Raw genomic sequence first — 16,050 nt, 5'->3', positions numbered from 1 at the left:
CCGCGCCGGGAAATCGGCCCACCGTGACCCAGTGGTTCTGGCTTGCCTTCACCGCCGTTCTGGTCGGTGTGTGCGCCCTGTCCGCGGTCGGGGCGCAGCTGCTCTCGGAGACCGCGGCGAAGTCCGACGCCCTCGTCGACCGCATCCAGCCGGCCCGGGTCGAGGCCTACCGGCTGCAGAAAGCCCTGATCGACCAGGAGACGGGAATGCGGGGGTACGTGCTCACGCGCGACTCCCGCTGGCTGGAGCCCTACACCCAGGGGCAGAAGGAGGCCGGGTCCGCCGACCGGGCCCTGAGGTCCGCCCTGGCGGACGATCCCCGGATGCTCGCCGCCCTGCGCGGCGTGGAACGTATGGCCGACGTCTGGCGCACCGGCCATGCCGCCCCCCTCGTGGAACGCGTACGGGTGAGCCGCCCGGCTGCCACCCCCGGCGAGCTCAAGGCCAGCAAAGAGGCGTTCGACCGGCTGCGTGACGGTTTCGGGACGCTCAACGCGGAACTGCTCGCCGAACGCCAGGCCGCGCGTGCCGACATGCATCGCACCCGCACCGGGCACAACCGGCTCTTCATCGCCACACTGGCCGCGTTCGTGGTGATCGCCTGCGCGCTCGCGGTCCTGCTGCACATGACGGTGGCCCGCCCCCTCACCTCGCTGCGTCTGGCCTCCCAGCGGGTCGCGGACGGTGACTTCGACCGGCGTATCGAGCCCCGAGGACCCGCCGACATACGGCAGCTCGCCTACGTGGTCGAGGCGATGCGGGTACGCGTGATCGCCGCCCTGGAGGCGTCCCGGTCCCGCGAGGAACTCCTCGCACAGCGGACCGCCGATCTCGACGAACAGGCGGTCGAGCTACGGCGCTCCAACGCGGAGCTGGAACAGTTCGCCTACGTGGCCTCGCACGATCTGCAGGAGCCGCTGAGAAAGGTGGCGTCCTTCTGCCAGCTGCTCGACAAGCGCTACGGCGACCAGCTGGACGAACGGGCCAAGCAGTACATCGACTTCGCCGTCGACGGCGCCAAGCGCATGCAGATCCTGATCAACGATCTCCTCACCTACTCCCGTGTGGGCCGCGTCAACGACGCCAGGGACGAGGTGGGCCTCGACGGCGCCCTGGACAAGGCCCTGGCCAACCTCGGCACGGCCGTGGACGAAGCGGAGGCCGTGATCGAACGCCCCGGGCGGCTGGGGACCGTGACCGGCGATCCCACACTGCTGGTCATGCTGTGGCAGAACCTCGTCGGAAACGCCGTGAAGTTCCGCGCGGCGGGCCGCCCACCGCTGATCCGCATCACCGCGGAGCCCGAGGACGACGGCGAGGCTCACGCCTGGCGCTACTGCGTCACCGACAACGGCATCGGCATCCCCGCGGAGTTCGCCGAGAAGGTCTTCGTGATCTTCCAGCGGCTCCACGGCCGGGACGCCTACGCGGGGACGGGGATCGGCCTCGCCCTGTGCAAGAAGATCGTCGAGCACCATGGCGGCCGGATCTGGATCGACACCGTCCACACCGGCGGAACCCGGATCCACTTCACCCTGCCCGTGGGCGATCCCGCACCGCGGGCGGACCGGCCCGCGCTCCTGCCCGGTCCGGGCCCGGCCGAGCACGCCCCCCTCACCACCGGAGATCACGTATGAACGCCGCCGCCCAGCCCATCGAGGTCCTGCTGGTCGAGGACGACCCCGGGGATGAGCTCATGACCCGGGAAGCCTTCGAGGACAACAAGATCGGCAACATCCTCCATGTGGTGCGCGACGGTGAAGAGGCACTCGACTTCCTCTACCGGCGGGGCGAGCACACCGCCGCGCCCCGGCCCGACCTCATCCTCCTCGATCTCAACCTTCCCAAGTACGACGGCCGGCAGGTACTGGAACGCATCAAGGCCGACTCCGACCTCACCCACATCCCGGTGGTCGTCCTGACCACGTCCGCGGCCGAGGAGGACATCCTGCGCAGCTATCAGCTGCACGCGAGCGCTTATGTGACCAAGCCGGTGGACCTGGAGCAGTTCATCGCCGCCATCAGAAAGATCGACGACTTCTTCGTCACCTTCGTACGGCTGCCGCGCCCCTGACGCCCCGGCAGGTCCCGACGGGACCCGGAGCCGGGGCCGCAGGTCCGACGCCGTGCGAACCGCGTACACGAGTGGGGTCCGGTGGCCCCGCCGACCGGGCCACCGGACCCCACGTACTCGGCACCTGATCCGGGCGGCGGGAGCCGCTCCGGCCGGGCTCCGGGGGGCGCCCCGGGGCGATGGCCTCCCGGCGCACACGGCTCACGGAACCGGTAGCAGGTGTGCGTCCCGGATAACCGCGGAACGGTCCCGCAAACCACGCGCCGGCACGGAATTCGCAGGGAACAGAAGGCACCGCACCCGGATGTGTGAACCCTTCCCCACGGGGCACCCGGTGCGTCGGAGGTGGTCACTATGGTTCCCCTGCTTCTTGTCCTGCTCCTCGCCGTCGTCCTTTTCGGCGCGGGCTTCGCGCTCAAGGCCCTGTGGTGGATAGCCGCCATCGTCCTCGTACTGTGGCTGATCGGCTTCGTCGTGCGCCCGGCGGGCACCGGCGGCGCCCGCGGACGTTGGTACAGGTGGTAGACGTACTGGGGTAGACGCACGGTGCGCCGCCGCGTCGGGGCCCCGGGAACCTCCCGGGGCCCCCGACGCGGCGGAACCTCACGCGGATCGCATCGAGGAACCCCGTGGGCCCTGATCGCGCAGCGAATCGCCGTGCCGGGAGTCGTTGTGCCGCAGGTCGTTGTGCCGGCCGATCGCGTCACGGAACTCCGCGAGTCCTTCGAGGAGGGCGGAGCGTGCGGCAGGGCTCATGTCCTCGACGACCTCGAGAAGCAGCTTCTCGCGCTGCGCCCGCACATCGCGGAGATAGGATTTTCCGCGTGCGGTGAGATGGAGAGTCAATTCCCTTCGGCTCACCGGACTCTGGGTGCGCACCACGAATCCGACCGCCTCGAGACGGTCGCACAGCCGGCTGACCGACGAAGGCGCCGACCCGAGCAGGTCGCCGAGAGCGCGGAGGTTGATTCCCTCCTCGCGGTCGAGGCTGTAGAGGACGCGCCGCTGGGATGCGGACACCGGAGTCGGCGAGGCCGCCTCGCGCCCCCGTTCCCAGAGCACCTCGAGCAGCTCGACCACCTCTCCGGCGGTGCGGGTGGCATCCTGCGACCATCGCGGGGAGGGGGAGGGAGTGGGCTCCGGGCTCATCTCTGCGACGCTCCGAAATCGGCCTTCGTTTCCGCACGGCCACTCTATTATCTCCCCGCCGTCCCCCGTTCGTGGCGGCACGCCCGGGTGCGTGGCCCTGTGGGTACGGCGGCCGCACCCACAGGACCTGAGGCCACCCGAGTGAAGCCCGGGCGTCGTACGCTCAGCCGGGAAGGTCGAGCAGCCCCTTGCGCAGCCGCTTGATGATGCGGGCCAGCAGACGGGAGACATGCATCTGGGAGATGCCCAGCTGCTCGCCGATCTGGGCCTGGGTGAGCTCCGTGACGAAGCGCATGTGCAGAAGCCGGCGGTCGCGCTCGTCGAGCTCGGCGATCAGCGGGGCGAGTGAGTGGAAGTCCTCGATGAGCTCGAGGGCATGTTCCTCCTCCCCGATGAAGTCGGCCAGTGCCGTCTCGTCGTCCTGGGCGGAGTCGCCGCCGAGCGCGGCGTCCAGGGAGGCGGAGTTGTACGCGTTGGAGGCCTTGCGCGCCTCGATGACCTCGTCCTCGGTCAGCGACATGAGGTCGGACAGCTCACGCACCGAGGGTGTGCGACCGAGACGGCTGCGGAGCTCCTCGGTGGCCTTGGCCAGCTCGACGCGGGCCTCCTGCAGCCGCCGCGGGACGTGTACGGCCCAGCTCGTGTCACGGAAGAAGCGCTTGATCTCGCCGACGATGCAGGGGACGGCGAAGGTGGTGAACTCCACCTCGCGGGACAGGTCGAACCGGTCGATGGCCTTGATGAGGCCGATCGTGCCGACCTGGACGATGTCCTCCATCTCGTCCGCGCCCCGGCTGCGGAAGCGGCCCGCCGCGTACCTGACGAGCGAAAGGTTCATCTCGATGAGGGTGTTGCGCACGTACTGGTACTCGTGTGTACCTTCCTCCAGTTCCGCCATACGGGCGAAGAACCGGCGCGAGAGTTCACGTGCGTCCCGCGGGGCCACCCGCAGCGGGTCTTCGGGCAGTTCAAGGCCGCGCGCACCAGCCGCCGCCCAGGTCTTGCGCTCCGTGGTTGACGCTGCGATCACGGTCGCCATGCCCTTTCACCCCTGTCGTCCGGTCCGTGTCCCGTGCGGGGTCCGCTTACCCCGGATCGCGGCGGGCATTCTTCCCGCGGCACGAGGTACGCCACGACGGCTCAGTCCTGAGCGGCGCCGTGTCCGGCGACCCGCCCCGTGTCGTCCACCAGATGGACCACCTGATCGGCGATGGTCCCGAGGACGTCCGCCGCGGTGGCGTCATCGCCGAGGACAAGGAAGTTGAGGGTCAGTCCGTCGGTCATCACGGCCAGATAGCGGGCCAGCACCGCCACGGGCACCCGGGGCTCGAAGCCCATGCTGCGCCGGAGCTGTTCGACGAGTTCGGTGTAGGTCTCCGCGTACATCGTGTACTGACGCCGCGCCAGGTGCTCGAAACCGGGCTGACGCAGGGCGTACTGCGTGAGCTCATAGGTGAGCATGTGTTCCCCGGGGTTGGCGGACACATGGTCCCAGTAGGCGTGGAAGCCGGCCAGGATCGTTTCCCGGAGCGAGGCCTTGGGCCGGATCGCCTCCTTCACCACCGTCAGATAGTGATCGGTGATCGTGGTGATGACCGATTCGAGCAGGGCCTGCTTGGATTCGAAGCAGTAGTGGAAGACGCTCAGCGAGACGCCCGCTTCCGCCGCGATGGAGCGGGTCGTCGCCCTGGCGACGCCGTCGCGGGTCATCACGCGGATCGCCGCCTCGATGAGCTGCCGGCGCCGCTCGGCCGACGGCATCCGTGCCATGGGGTCCTCCCGGTCGCGGGGTGCATACGGCCGGGGCCGGCCGGATCACATGAGCTGATCCGGCCGGCCCCGGTCATCGGTCGGTGCGCGGACGACGTCAGGTGCCGTAGACACCCACCTCGTGGAGCGAGTAGCCCCACTTGGTTCCGCGTTCCTGCCCGTGGATCCTTACATAGCGGGCCGTCGTACCCGCGAACTGCGCCGTGTCCAGGCCCCCGTCCGCGGTGGTCGTGGACCAGACGGGCCGCCAGTCCTTGCCGTCGGAGGACACCTCGATGCGGTACGCCTTGCCGTAGGCGCGCTCCCAGTCGAGGGTGACCCGCTTGACCAGGTTCGGCGAGCCGAGGTCGATCTGGAGCCACTGGTCGTCGTTCCAGTCACTGGCCCAGCGGGACCGGGTGTCGCCGTCCACGGCCCGGTCGGGCTTGTAGCTCGTGAACAGGCTCCACTCCGACGAACTGGCCGCGGCGGCCGAGCCGGAGGCGAGGTTCACCCCCGACTTGTGGTTCTCGGTCGCCTTCCAGGTGCGGAGGTAGGACTCGGCGCCCTTGAACATGTCGTCCAGGACGTCCTGGCCACCGGTCTGCCGGATGTCCTCCAGCCAGTCCGGCACCAGGCCGTAGTGGGACGCTCCGTCGGTGTTGATGTCCCAGCTGCGTTCACCGGTGGTCTGTTTGTCGATGACGGAGCCGCCGTCGACGCTGCGGAAGGGGTAGCGCACCGGGTTCGGGGTGCCGGCCCCGCGTGGCCCGGGCCAGCCGCCGACGCCGTTCATGTCGGTGCCGTAGCCGTAGCCGACCTGGTACTTGTCGCGCAGGGCCTTCGTACGCCGGGCTTCCGCGACGAATCCCTCGGAACCGTTCATGTACTGGGTGATGAAGCCGCCGAGCCGGTAGACCCGTTCGGTCCAGCCCGAGTCCATCCAGCCGTGCGAGGAGATCACCCCGGGGTACGACTCGGACTCGAGGATGTCGAGGACACGGCCCGCGGCCTTGACGCCCATGTGGTCGATCTCGATCGACATCTTGCGCTTCATCATGCCCCGGACGGCGTACTCGCCGAGTTCGGTGAGTCCCCGGGAGTTGCACTGCGCGTCAGAGGCGTACGACGGCACCCGCACACCTGAGGGAAGCTGCTTCTCCGCCTGGGGCGCCGACGCCAGGCCGATGGGGTTGTCGTGCTGGGGGCCGGCGCACTTCTCGGTCTTCCAGAAGGTGCCGGTCGACAGGAACTGGCCCACGTTGATGGCCGTGCCGAGGGTGCCCGAGTCGAAGCGGACGCCGCACAGCGCGTTGTCGAACTTGTGGCACAGGAACATGCTGCGGATGCCGAGCTTGTGCAGCTCGTCCAGACCTCGGTCGATGTCCTCCTTGCTGCACTGCGCGATGTCCAGGATCATCTTGCAGCCGAACGGCTCCGAGGTCTCCACCCCGAGCACCACGGCCAGCTTGCCCTGCTCGATGACCTCGCGGGCCTGCGCGGAGTCGGTGACGATCCGGAACCAGCCCTTGCCCGGGCCGCCGTACATCTTGTCGATGAAGGCCTGCATCTCATACGACTTCTGCGCCTGCAGTCGGATGGACGTCATCTCGTCGCAGCTGCGGTCCTTGAAGAAGTAGACCGAGCAGATCACGCCGTTGGTGACGAGGTCGTTGACGAGCACCCGCTGGCCGCCGCGCCAGGCCCGTTCGACCCAGGCGTAGTAGTTCTGCTGGTGGGTCAGCGAGTCATGGGCGGGCCAGTCCTTGAACGTGGGCCAGCCGTTGGGGTCGTGCTTGCCGTCGCCACCCTTGGTGATGAAGTCGAAGATCGCGAGCGAACCGTCCGGGTAGTGCTCGGGGCAGTCCTTGAGCGCGTCGGCGACCCCCTGCTCCGAGAACGTCTTGCCGCAGATGAGCCGGCCGCCGAAGGCTTCGTTGGACATCAGGTGGTCGTGCGCGTCGACGAAGCCGCGCACGCGTCCCTGGGCATCGGTCCCTTTGAAAGGTTCGCCGGTGACATTGATCTGGGAATCGGGTGCGGGGCGCGCGGCCGGAATCCACCACCCGGATTCGGCCGACGACACAGGAGCCGTGCCAAGGAGGATGGCTGCCACGGTGAGGAATAACGCCAGGACCGTCCGGGGCCTGCGTTTGCGGTACGAGTGTCGCGTCATGGTCATCACCCATGCCTTCGGTGTCAGCACTCTGGTCTTCCGCGAGTGGGGGGTGCGGTCGGAGGAGACGAGCCGTCCGGGGACCACGACCGTCCCCTGGGAGTGGGTGGGTTGTCATGGACCGTGCAGGCGGTGCGATGAGAATCGCGACTATCACAATCGGAGTCAATAGTCCGGGACGGATGACCTGATGCCCGGTGAGTGCCGTTGCCCTACGGCGGCGCGACTGGCTCTACGGGCTGGTGGGGAGGCTATTACCGTCGGTAATGACATCGGGGCGGGCGGTGCCGGATCGAGGCCGGATCCCGATGTCGGTCGTACCGATATGAACCGGAATCCGCACAATGGAGGACGAGCGTGTTCGAGTACCGTCCCGCGCCCGCGAGGCGGAACCCGGAACGGAGCCCCGGCTCGCCCGGCTCGGCCTGATCCGGACCGCGCGTGCCGAGGACGCGCCCGCAAGGTGTGGTCACGGAAGGGAGACCGCTGGTGGCATCGGATCGGCTGGGGGGCGAGCAGGCTCCCGGTCCGTTCCGGTCCGAGCCCGGGACGCTGCTGGAGCATGTCTCGGTCGCCGTCTTCGGCATCGGGGAGGGCGACGAGATCTGTTTCTGGGGGCCGGGTGCCCAGGAGCTGTTCGGCCACGACGCCGCGGAGGCGCTGAGCCGGCCCGCGGGGATGATTTTCGCGGACGAGCCGCCGGGTGCCCAGGCCACGGCGGGCCGGCTGGCGGAGCGTGGCCGGGCGCTGGGCTACTGGCGGGGAAGGCTGTCCGCGCGCCACCGGGACGGAACGGTCTTCGGCTGTGGCTTCCGGGTCTTCCCCGTGACGGGCTCATCGGGCCGCTCGGTGGTCATGGGTCTGGCCAGCCCCAGTTCCGAGCTCGACCGGGTCAAGGACAACCTGGCCTTCCTCGACACGCTCTTCGTCACCTGCCCCATCGGTCTGGTCATGCTCGACGACGAGCTGCGCTACATCCATCTCAACCAGGCGCTCGCCGACATGGATGGACTCTCCGTCCAGGAGCACCTCGGGCGGCGAATGGACGACATCATGGTCACTTCCGACGGTGGCGACTACCTGCGCATGCTCCGCGCGGTCGCGACGGAGGGCAGGCCCGTCGTCGGAGCCCTGGTGGGGTTGCGCACGCCCGGGCGTCCGGACCGTGACCAGGTCCGGTCCGTGAGCTTCTTCCCGCTCAACCGGGCGGTCGGCACCCGCTCGGGGCTCGGTGGACTGATGGTGGACGTGACCGACAGGGAACGGGCCATCAGGGAAGCCACCGCCGGTCGTCAGCGCCTCGGGCTGCTGGACCGGGCCGCGGCACGCATCGGCACCACGCTGGACGTGGACGTCACCGCCCAGGAGCTGGTCGACGTGGCGGTCCCCGGCTTCTGCGACGCATCCGTGGTGGAGATCGTCGAGTGGATGGACGAAACCCTGGCGTTCGACCCCGGGCTGCCACTGATCACGCGCCGGATCGCCTTCGGAACCGTACTGCCCCCGCCCGCGACCGAGGTGGTGGGCGGCGTCGAGCGTGTGACGTACCCGCCCGGCTCCGCCATCCACCGGATGCTGCTCACGGGCCGACCGCTCTCCGTCCCGGTGAACGACGAGTTCGTGGCCCGCAACGTCGTCCGTGAGGAACGCGCCCAGCTGCTGAGGGACAGCGGTCTGGACTGCATCCTCATCGCCCCGCTGGTCGCCCGGGGCACGGTGCAGGGGCTCACCATGTTCGGACGCTCCGCGGCCCGTCCGGCGTTCACGGAGGACGATCTCAGTCTGGCCGCCGAGCTCGCCTCCCGCGCCGCCCTCTGCCTGGACAACGCACGTCTGTACAACCAGGTGCGGGACATCGCGCTCACCCTGCAGCGGGCGCTGCTCCCGAGCGCCCTGGCCGCCAGCCCGCATGTGGAAGTCGCCCACCGCTATGTGCCGGGCAGCCGCATCACCGAGGTCGGCGGCGACTGGTACGACGTGATCGACCTGCCCGACGGGCGTGTCGCCCTGGTCGTCGGTGACGTTATGGGGCACGGTGTGCCGGCTGCCGCGGCCATGGGGCGGCTGCGTATCAGCGCCCGGGCGCTGGCCAGGTACACCCAGGAGCCGGGCGCACTGCTGGCCGAACTCGACCACTGCGCCCAGGAAGCCGGCATCGAACTGGCGACCTGTCTCTGCATCGTGTACGACCCGCTGACGGGCCGGGCCCGGATCGCCAGCGCCGGACACCCGCCTCCCCTCGTGCTCCACCAGGACGGCGCGGTCGAGGCGATCCGCGACGTCCTGGGAGTGCCTCTCGGGGTCGGCGGCCACCCCTTCGCCACGACCGAGGTCGAGCTGCCGGACGGTGCCGTGCTCGCCCTGTACACCGACGGTCTCATCGAGACCCGCGGCCAGGACCTTGACGCGGGCCTGGCCGCGGTGAGCGCCGAACTGCGCAAGAATTCAGGGCAGTTGGAGGATACGGCGGACCGCGTCCTGGCGCGCCTGCTTCCCGATCCGCCGGACGACGACACCGTGCTGATGCTCGCCCGGGTGCACAGGGCGCCGTCGCGGTCCTCCGCGCCATAAAGCCGCCCTACCGCGACGAGAGCGGCCGTGAAGCCGTCCGACCCGCAGGGGAGCCGTGAACCGCCCGCCGGACAGCGCGAGGGTGTCCGCCGCCGGCCCGTCGTCACTGGTGGCCGAGCCAGAGGTCGGGCCCGAACACCTCGTAGTGGACCGACCGGGCGGGCACGCCGCGGCGCAGCAGATCACCGCGGAACGAGCGCATGAAGGGGAGCGGCCCGCACAGATAGGCCGTCACATCGTCCGGCAGGTCCAGCGCATGGGCGTCCGCCAGGCCGGACAGTGCCTCCGGTGCCTGGTCGCCCGGGTGCTCGTACCAGAGCCGCAGTCTCGCCCCGGGCAGCCGCCCGACCAGTCCGAGGAGTTCTGCGCGATGGGCGTGATCCCCGGGGCTGCGGTCGGCATGGACGACCGTCACCGCCCGCCGTGAACCGGTCCTGGCCAGATGGTCGAGCATGGACAGCATCGGTGTGCAGCCGATCCCCGCGGAGGCGAGCAGGAGGGGGCCGTCGCCCGGCGGCAGGACCAGGTCGCCGAAGGGTGCGGACACGGTCAGGACGTCGCCCGGCCGGGCATGTGCGTGCAGCCAGGACGACACCTCCCCGTCCGGCGCCGGATCTCCCGTGACGCGCTTGACCGTGATGCGCCACTGCGCGCGGCCCGGTGCGGCGGAGAGGCTGTACTGGCGTATCTGGCGTGCGCCGTCGGGGAGTTCGGCCTGAACACTGATGTACTGTCCCGGCCGGGAGTCGACGAGAGGCCGGCCGTCGGCGGGGGCCAGCGTCAGGGAGACGACACCGGCGGCTTCCTCCCGGCGCTCGGCGATCACCACCGGCCGCCAGGTGTCGCCTTCGGCCACACCGGCTTCGCGGTAGAGCCGGGCCTCGACGGCGATCAGGGCGTTGGCCATCAGCCAGTACACCTCGTCCCAGGCAGCGGCCACCTCGGCGGTGACGGCGCCGCCGAGCACCTCGCCGATCGCCGCGAAGAGATGACGGTGGACCAGCTTGTACTGGTCGGAAGTGATGCCCAGCGAGGCATGCTTGTGAGCGATCCTCATGAGCATGGCGTCGGGCCGGCTGTCGGGGCGCTCGAGCAGCATGCCGGCGAAGGCGGCGATCGAGCCGGCCAGGGCCTGCTTCTGCCCCCCGTTCGCCTGGTTTCCGCGGTTGAAGAGGTCGCGCAGCAGTGCGGGGTTCTCCTCGAAAAGCCGGAGGTAGAAGAGCTCGGTGATCTCGCCGATGGCGGCCCCGACGACGGGCAGGGTGGTGCGGACGACCGGGGCGGACTGTTCGGACAGCACGAAGTCTCCTAATTGGTAGATGATCTTCGCATTTGAAGGCGCGAAGAAGGGAGGGGTGGGGGTGTGGTGGTTGGTTCGCCTGTGGTTGGCGGTTTGCCGGTCGCCGAGAGGGGTTAGGGGGTTTCTGATGGGTCTCCGTGGAGGAAGGAGCGGCGTCCGGTGCGTGCTCTCGGAGTGCCGGTTGGAAGCCCTCGTACTGGATGTACTTGGGCTTTCGGCCGGTGCGGCGAGAGTGAGGGCCGGGCGTCGCGACGCCGCGGAGATCCGTCAGAAGCCCCCTAGGGCCGAGGGCGTCCGACTAGTCCGACCAGTACCGGTCCGGTGGGTGCGGCCACGAGGTCCTGGACGGTCAGCGGGTCGAGCGTGGCGTAGAAGGCCTCCTGGGCGTCGCGCAGAGCGTGCCGGAGGCGGCATGCTCCGCGCAGAGGGCACGGTGGGTCGCCTTCGCAGGCGACGACCTCCTCCTCGCCCTCGAGGTCGCGCACCAGTCGGCCGACCGACGCCCGGCGCCCGGACTCGGCGAGCGCCAGTCCGCCACCGCGTCCTCGCCGTGCCTCCACCACGCCGAGGTGCTGCAGTCGCGCGATGACCTTCGCCATGTGCGTGTACGGCACGTCCACCGCGTCCGCCACCTCGCGCGTGGTGAGCGGTTCGCCGTTCTCCGAGACTGCGAGGCGCATGACGGCGCGCAGTGCCAGGTCCGTGAACTTCGTCAGCCGCATGCCAGGACACTATCAAATGTGCATCTGATACTCCTATTTAATGTCGATCGGGGGTGCCGTGAGCTGCCTCACGGCGGGTCCCGGGTGGGGAGGTGGCCGCGGTTCCGTGCGTCGGCGGCGCCATCGCGGTCGCGGGGTGGCCGGGTCCGCCGTACACAGGAATCACAGCAACCAGGAGGTGCGCGTCATGAACGAACAGAGCCGCGGGGTGGCGCCGGAGCAGTTGGAGGAAGCCCAGCTGCTCAAGGAGCTGGAAGCGGTCCATCGGACACGCCATGAAACCCTGCTGCACGGATCCGACGATGCCCTGGCCACGCACACGCTCCGGATGACGGAGCTCGAGGGTGAGTATCTGCGGCGGCATCCGGACCGCGCCCCTGTGGCGGGCCGCACGCGGGCGGGTGCGCGTGCCCGTCAGGATTGCAAGTGACCCTCGCCCGGCGTTCGATGTGCCTCTTCGAGCCACCCCGGACAGGGCCGGGCCGCCCGCCCGCCTCGACCTACCGGGACTGACGATGGGCACGCTCCTGGATGCCCTCGCAGGAGCGGCGCCTCGGGGCTGAAGCCTCCCGGGGAATCCATCCGCGCAGGGCCCTGGACTTCGGGCTCCGTGCGTGGTGACATGCATGCGTCAATAGAGCTCGTCTGCGTACCACTCCTGTGGCCCGAGGGCCCCAAGGGCGGAGATCCAGGAAGAAGCCGGTCATCGGCGCGCCAGGGCAGACACGCGCTCCACCGGGTGGGCTCCACCCGACCGTGGTGCGTGCTCGGGCACGTCACCCCGCCTCCGGGCTGCCTCCGGGACACTTTCGCACCACGCGTCGCCGCAGCGTTTGGACGCCGTATCCGCCGTACGGCATCCCCTATCTGATGACACTCCTGGAGGGTGACGATGAGACCTGCCCCCACGCTCAAGCGATTACCGATGGCTCTGGCCGCCGGCCTGGCGCTCGCCGGCATGGCCGTGGCCCCCGCCTCGGCCGCCGACACGCCCCTGACCTTCGCCTGTCAGGCGACCCCGCCGATCGGCGGCGCGCAGACCTTCGACGTCGCCAGCGGAGTCAACGCCACCGCACCCGCGTCGGTCGCATCGGGCAGCGACTTCAAGGTCGCGCTCGCACCCTCGACGATGACCGTGCCGGGCTCCGTCAGCGGATACACCGTAAAGAACATCAACAACATCAAGCTCAGCATGCCCGTGCCCGCCAATGCCACGCTGACGGGCCAGTCCCTCACGGGCGGCTCAGGGCTGGGCTCGGGCACACCGACGATCGCCGTCAGCGGCAACACCGTCACCATGACGGTGCCCGGACCCATCAGTGGCGGCAGCACCTTCACGCTCCCCACCGTCAACCTGGATCTGCGAGCCGGGGCGGCGGGCACGAACGTCACGACGCAGCTCGCCGGGAGCAGCTACGCGAACCCGGGACTCACCTTCACCGCGAAGGTGCCGGTCCTCTTCGTCACGGTCAACGTGCCGACGTCCTGCTACCCGGCACCGAACCCCGTGCTCAGCACCACCACCGTCACCTGACGGTACGAGAACCGTGGGGTGCCGTCCGCGGCACCCCACCCCCCGCCGGGGGAGGCCGGGGGCAAGGGCCCGCCGAGCGCGGGGTGTGCCGGGTGTGCTTCGCGACCGGGCCGGCCGGACGCGGCCGGGGTCGTGTGACGAGCGGCCGGCAGCGCGTCGGCGGAAAACCCTCAGTGCTTGGTCCTCCTGTGGATCCGGTCGGCTGCCTTCTCGGCCATCTCCTGTGCCTTCCCGAGCAGTTGGTCGCTGCGACCCTCCCGCTGCATGGACTTGCGCCCTGTGGTCTTGCCCAGGGTCTCCTTCAGCTTGCCCTTGAGCTGCCTCGTCTTGCCCTTGTGCATCGGGATCTCCGTCCTCTCCGGGGCGGTCCGTCTTCCGGGCCGGAACGAGGGGTGCCGTCCGGCGGGACCGGGCCCCTGTTCACCGTGCGCCCACCCGTGGGGCGCCGCAACCGGCGGGGCCGGCGGGCGTTCCGGGTACCCGGGGGACCGCCGGGCAAACGCACGCGCCGGACGGCGGGCGGGACGCAGGCGCCGGTGAGGGGGACCGGGCACTGGTCGGGGTCGGCCGTCCCGGCGCTTCGGCTGACGGTGGCGTTTCCCCGAGATGGCGATGGGAAACTCCCGCATCATGGTGCAAATCGGGTACACGATGATGACGGAGCAAGCCGGTCCCCGGCAGCTGGTGGAGCATGTGGTGCACGCGGAGGAAGTCGGGTTCGACTTCTCCGTGACGTCCGACCACGCCTTTCCCTGGCTGCGTTCGCAGGGGCACTCCTCGTACGCGTGGAGCGTCCTCGGGGCGGCTGCGCAGGCGACCTCCCGGATCCCGCTGATGTCCTTCGTGACATGTCCGACGATGCGTTACCACCCGGCGGTCGTCGCGCAGAAGGCCGCGACGCTGCAACTGCTGTCGGAGGGGCGCTTCAGGCTGGGACTCGGTTCCGGTGAGAACCTCAACGAACACATCGTGGGCGACTGGCCGCCCGCCGACGTCCGGCTGGGCATGCTGGGTGAGGCGGTCGAGATCATCAGGGCGCTGTTCGCGGGTGAGCACGTCAGCCGCAGGGGCGGACACTTCACGGTCGACTCCGCCAGGATCTGGGATCTGCCGGACGTCCTCCCGCCGATCGGCATCGCCGCTTCCGGTGCCGACTCCTGCGGTCTCGCCGGCCGCCATGCCGACCTCCTGATCGCCGTCGAACCGCGGCGCGAGCTCACGGAGGCGTTCGACCGCGCCGGAGGGGCCGGGAAGCCCCGGGTGGGGCAGCTCGCGCTGTGCTACGACACCGACCGTGAAGCCGCGGTGCGCAGGGCACATGAGCAGTTCCGGTGGTTCGGCCTGGGCTGGAAGGTGATGGCCGAACTGCCCCATCCCGACTCGTTCGCCGCCGCCACCAGGTTCGTACGGCCCGAGGACGTCGCCGAGGCCATCCCGTGCGGTGACGATCCGGCGGCGACCGTCGAAGCGGTGCGGCGCTTCGTGGACGCAGGCTTCACCGAGGTGGCGCTGGTGCAGATCGGTGGCGACGGCCAGCACGAGTTCCTCCGGTGGGCGGGGGAGAAGCTGCTGCCCCGGCTGCGTGCTCTGGACGGGCCGGAGCCGGTGTGAGCGGCGGATGTGCGGGAGGGGCGGCAGTCCCGGTCGCCGGGCGGCCGGAGCCGCCGCGCGTACGGGGTGCTCCGTTTCCGGTGCGGCCGGTGTTCGGGAGTGACGGGGCGGTCGGTGCCGGGTGCCAGGCGGTGAGCGCCGGGCTACGGGTGCCGGGCGGTGAGCGGAGCCGTTGTCTCATTGTCCGCAGATGAGCGGATAGCGTGGTCCAGTGGCAATCACGCGTTCTGCGGCGAAATGGGGTTGACAAGCTCGTGTCGACGTCAAGTCAAGCGGTGTTCGGCGCTCCGTGCTGGGTCAGCCTCATGGCACGCGATCTGCATGCCGCGGAGGACTTCTACGGTGCCGTGCTCGGCTGGGAGTTCCGGCCCACCCGGCTCGGAGAGGAGTTCTCCGTGGCGTTCCTCGACGGAGCCCCGCTCGCCGGAGTCGGCGCCCTGGCGCGCAGTCTCGCGGTGGCCGTCGAATGGGTTCCCTATTTCGCCGTCGGTGACGCGGATGTCACCGCGGCCCGCATCCGGGAGCGCAGCGCCACCGTCGCCGTCGGCCCGATCAGCTTCGGCACCGGGCGGGCCGCCCTGGCCGCCGACCGGGACGGTGCGGTCTTCGGCTTCTGGCAGGGCAGGGTCATCCCCGACTGGAGCGTGGGCCGGGAGCGCGCTCCGGCCTGGCTGGAGCTGCGCACCAGGGACGCCTTCGAAGCGGCCATCTTCTACGCCGAGGTGTTCGACTGGGCCGGCGAGCAACCTGGATGCTGCCAGGTGGCTTACGAGGACGGTCACGTCGTGCTGCGGCACCGGGGCGACCGGGTCGCGCGGCTCACCGGAGGTGCGGTCGAGGCGGCTCCCGATCCGCGGATCCGGCCCCGCTGGCACGTGTACTTCTACGTACCCGACATCGATGCCGCCGTCAGCGCCGCCACCCGGCTCGGAGGCGGTGCCGTCACGGAGCCCGTGACGGACGACACCGGCCACTGGGTCATGCTGCGCGACCCCGACGGAGGGCTGTTCACGGTCATCACGCGTGGCGCGGCGTGACCCCGGCGTGCCGGGGCGCGGTAGCCGGCGCCGTATCGAGAACGGCACGGCAGCGGCACGGCTGCACATGGACGGCGGCCGGACACGGACGGCCGGGAACATGGACGATGGCGGGCGGCCACTGTGT

Annotated in this window: 15 protein-coding genes; 8 read left to right on the top strand and 7 right to left on the bottom strand. The window is 70.0% G+C overall.

The window, feature by feature from the left end:
* Positions 1-23 precede the first annotated feature (23 nt).
* From ACTWOL_RS02505 to ACTWOL_RS02495, 3 genes are all read left to right on the top strand, one after another.
* Positions 24-1,637: a sensor histidine kinase gene (locus ACTWOL_RS02505; protein ID WP_474293824.1), complete on the top strand. Its 1,614-nt coding sequence runs from the start codon at positions 24-26 to the stop codon at positions 1,635-1,637.
* Positions 1,634-2,074 (top strand): response regulator, encoded by a 441-nt coding sequence (locus ACTWOL_RS02500; RefSeq protein WP_474293822.1) that lies wholly within the window; start codon positions 1,634-1,636, stop codon positions 2,072-2,074. Before ACTWOL_RS02505 ends, ACTWOL_RS02500 begins: the two co-directional genes overlap by 4 nt.
* Positions 2,075-2,428: 354 nt before the next feature.
* A complete protein-coding gene (locus ACTWOL_RS02495; protein ID WP_474293820.1) occupies positions 2,429-2,599 on the top strand; it encodes a hypothetical protein in 171 nt (56 codons plus the stop codon).
* A 78-nt stretch (positions 2,600-2,677) separates the two neighbouring features.
* Here ACTWOL_RS02495 and ACTWOL_RS02490 read toward each other — a convergent pair whose 3' ends face one another.
* The 4 genes from ACTWOL_RS02490 to ACTWOL_RS02475 form a co-directional block, all read right to left on the bottom strand.
* A complete protein-coding gene (locus tag ACTWOL_RS02490) occupies positions 2,678-3,223 on the bottom strand; it encodes a MarR family winged helix-turn-helix transcriptional regulator (RefSeq protein ID WP_474293819.1) in 546 nt (181 codons plus the stop codon).
* Positions 3,224-3,386: 163 nt separating this feature from the next.
* Positions 3,387-4,262: an RNA polymerase sigma factor SigF gene (locus ACTWOL_RS02485; RefSeq protein ID WP_474293817.1), complete on the bottom strand. Its 876-nt coding sequence runs from the start codon at positions 4,260-4,262 to the stop codon at positions 3,387-3,389.
* A gap of 101 nt (positions 4,263-4,363) precedes the next feature.
* Positions 4,364-4,993, bottom strand: coding sequence for a TetR/AcrR family transcriptional regulator (locus tag ACTWOL_RS02480; protein ID WP_474293815.1), 630 nt, complete (start codon positions 4,991-4,993; stop codon positions 4,364-4,366).
* Positions 4,994-5,090: 97 nt separating this feature from the next.
* The gene (locus ACTWOL_RS02475; protein ID WP_474301079.1) at positions 5,091-7,148 is read right to left on the bottom strand and encodes a galactose-binding domain-containing protein; all 2,058 of its coding nucleotides are present in this window, start codon (positions 7,146-7,148) and stop codon (positions 5,091-5,093) included.
* A 489-nt stretch (positions 7,149-7,637) separates the two neighbouring features.
* Here ACTWOL_RS02475 and ACTWOL_RS02470 point away from each other — a divergent pair, with 489 nt between their 5' ends.
* Positions 7,638-9,719, top strand: coding sequence for a SpoIIE family protein phosphatase (locus ACTWOL_RS02470; protein ID WP_474293813.1), 2,082 nt, complete (start codon positions 7,638-7,640; stop codon positions 9,717-9,719).
* Between the two features lie 103 nt (positions 9,720-9,822).
* Here the strand turns inward: ACTWOL_RS02470 and ACTWOL_RS02465 are convergent, their stop codons facing one another.
* Positions 9,823-11,019 (bottom strand): globin domain-containing protein, encoded by a 1,197-nt coding sequence (locus tag ACTWOL_RS02465; protein WP_474293811.1) that lies wholly within the window; start codon positions 11,017-11,019, stop codon positions 9,823-9,825.
* 278 nt (positions 11,020-11,297) lie between these two features.
* Entirely contained in the window at positions 11,298-11,741 is a 444-nt protein-coding gene (gene nsrR, locus ACTWOL_RS02460; protein ID WP_474293809.1) for a nitric oxide-sensing transcriptional repressor NsrR, read from the bottom strand.
* Positions 11,742-11,928: 187 nt separating this feature from the next.
* Here nsrR and ACTWOL_RS02455 point away from each other — a divergent pair, with 187 nt between their 5' ends.
* Positions 11,929-12,171, top strand: a complete 243-nt coding sequence (locus ACTWOL_RS02455) for a DUF6158 family protein (protein ID WP_474293807.1) — start codon at positions 11,929-11,931, stop codon at positions 12,169-12,171.
* 462 nt (positions 12,172-12,633) lie between these two features.
* Positions 12,634-13,275 carry a cyclodehydratase gene (locus ACTWOL_RS02450; protein WP_474293805.1) on the top strand — a complete coding sequence of 214 codons (642 nt, stop codon included), beginning with the start codon at positions 12,634-12,636 and terminating at the stop codon, positions 13,273-13,275.
* 170 nt (positions 13,276-13,445) lie between these two features.
* On the opposite strand, the gene ACTWOL_RS02445 is transcribed toward ACTWOL_RS02450, so the two are convergent.
* Positions 13,446-13,616, bottom strand: a complete 171-nt coding sequence (locus ACTWOL_RS02445; RefSeq protein ID WP_474293803.1) for a CsbD family protein — start codon at positions 13,614-13,616, stop codon at positions 13,446-13,448.
* A 289-nt stretch (positions 13,617-13,905) separates the two neighbouring features.
* Here ACTWOL_RS02445 and ACTWOL_RS02440 point away from each other — a divergent pair, with 289 nt between their 5' ends.
* Together ACTWOL_RS02440 and ACTWOL_RS02435 are read left to right on the top strand one after the other, a co-directional pair.
* Complete coding sequence (locus tag ACTWOL_RS02440; protein WP_474293801.1) at positions 13,906-14,886, top strand: LLM class F420-dependent oxidoreductase; 981 nt, start codon at positions 13,906-13,908, stop codon at positions 14,884-14,886.
* Between the two features lie 305 nt (positions 14,887-15,191).
* Positions 15,192-15,923: a VOC family protein gene (locus tag ACTWOL_RS02435; RefSeq protein ID WP_474293799.1), complete on the top strand. Its 732-nt coding sequence runs from the start codon at positions 15,192-15,194 to the stop codon at positions 15,921-15,923.
* The last annotated feature ends 127 nt before the right edge of the window (positions 15,924-16,050 follow it).

This window comes from Micromonospora sp. IBHARD003 (assembly GCF_056106285.1).
This window is presented reverse-complemented; position numbering and strand designations above follow the sequence as displayed.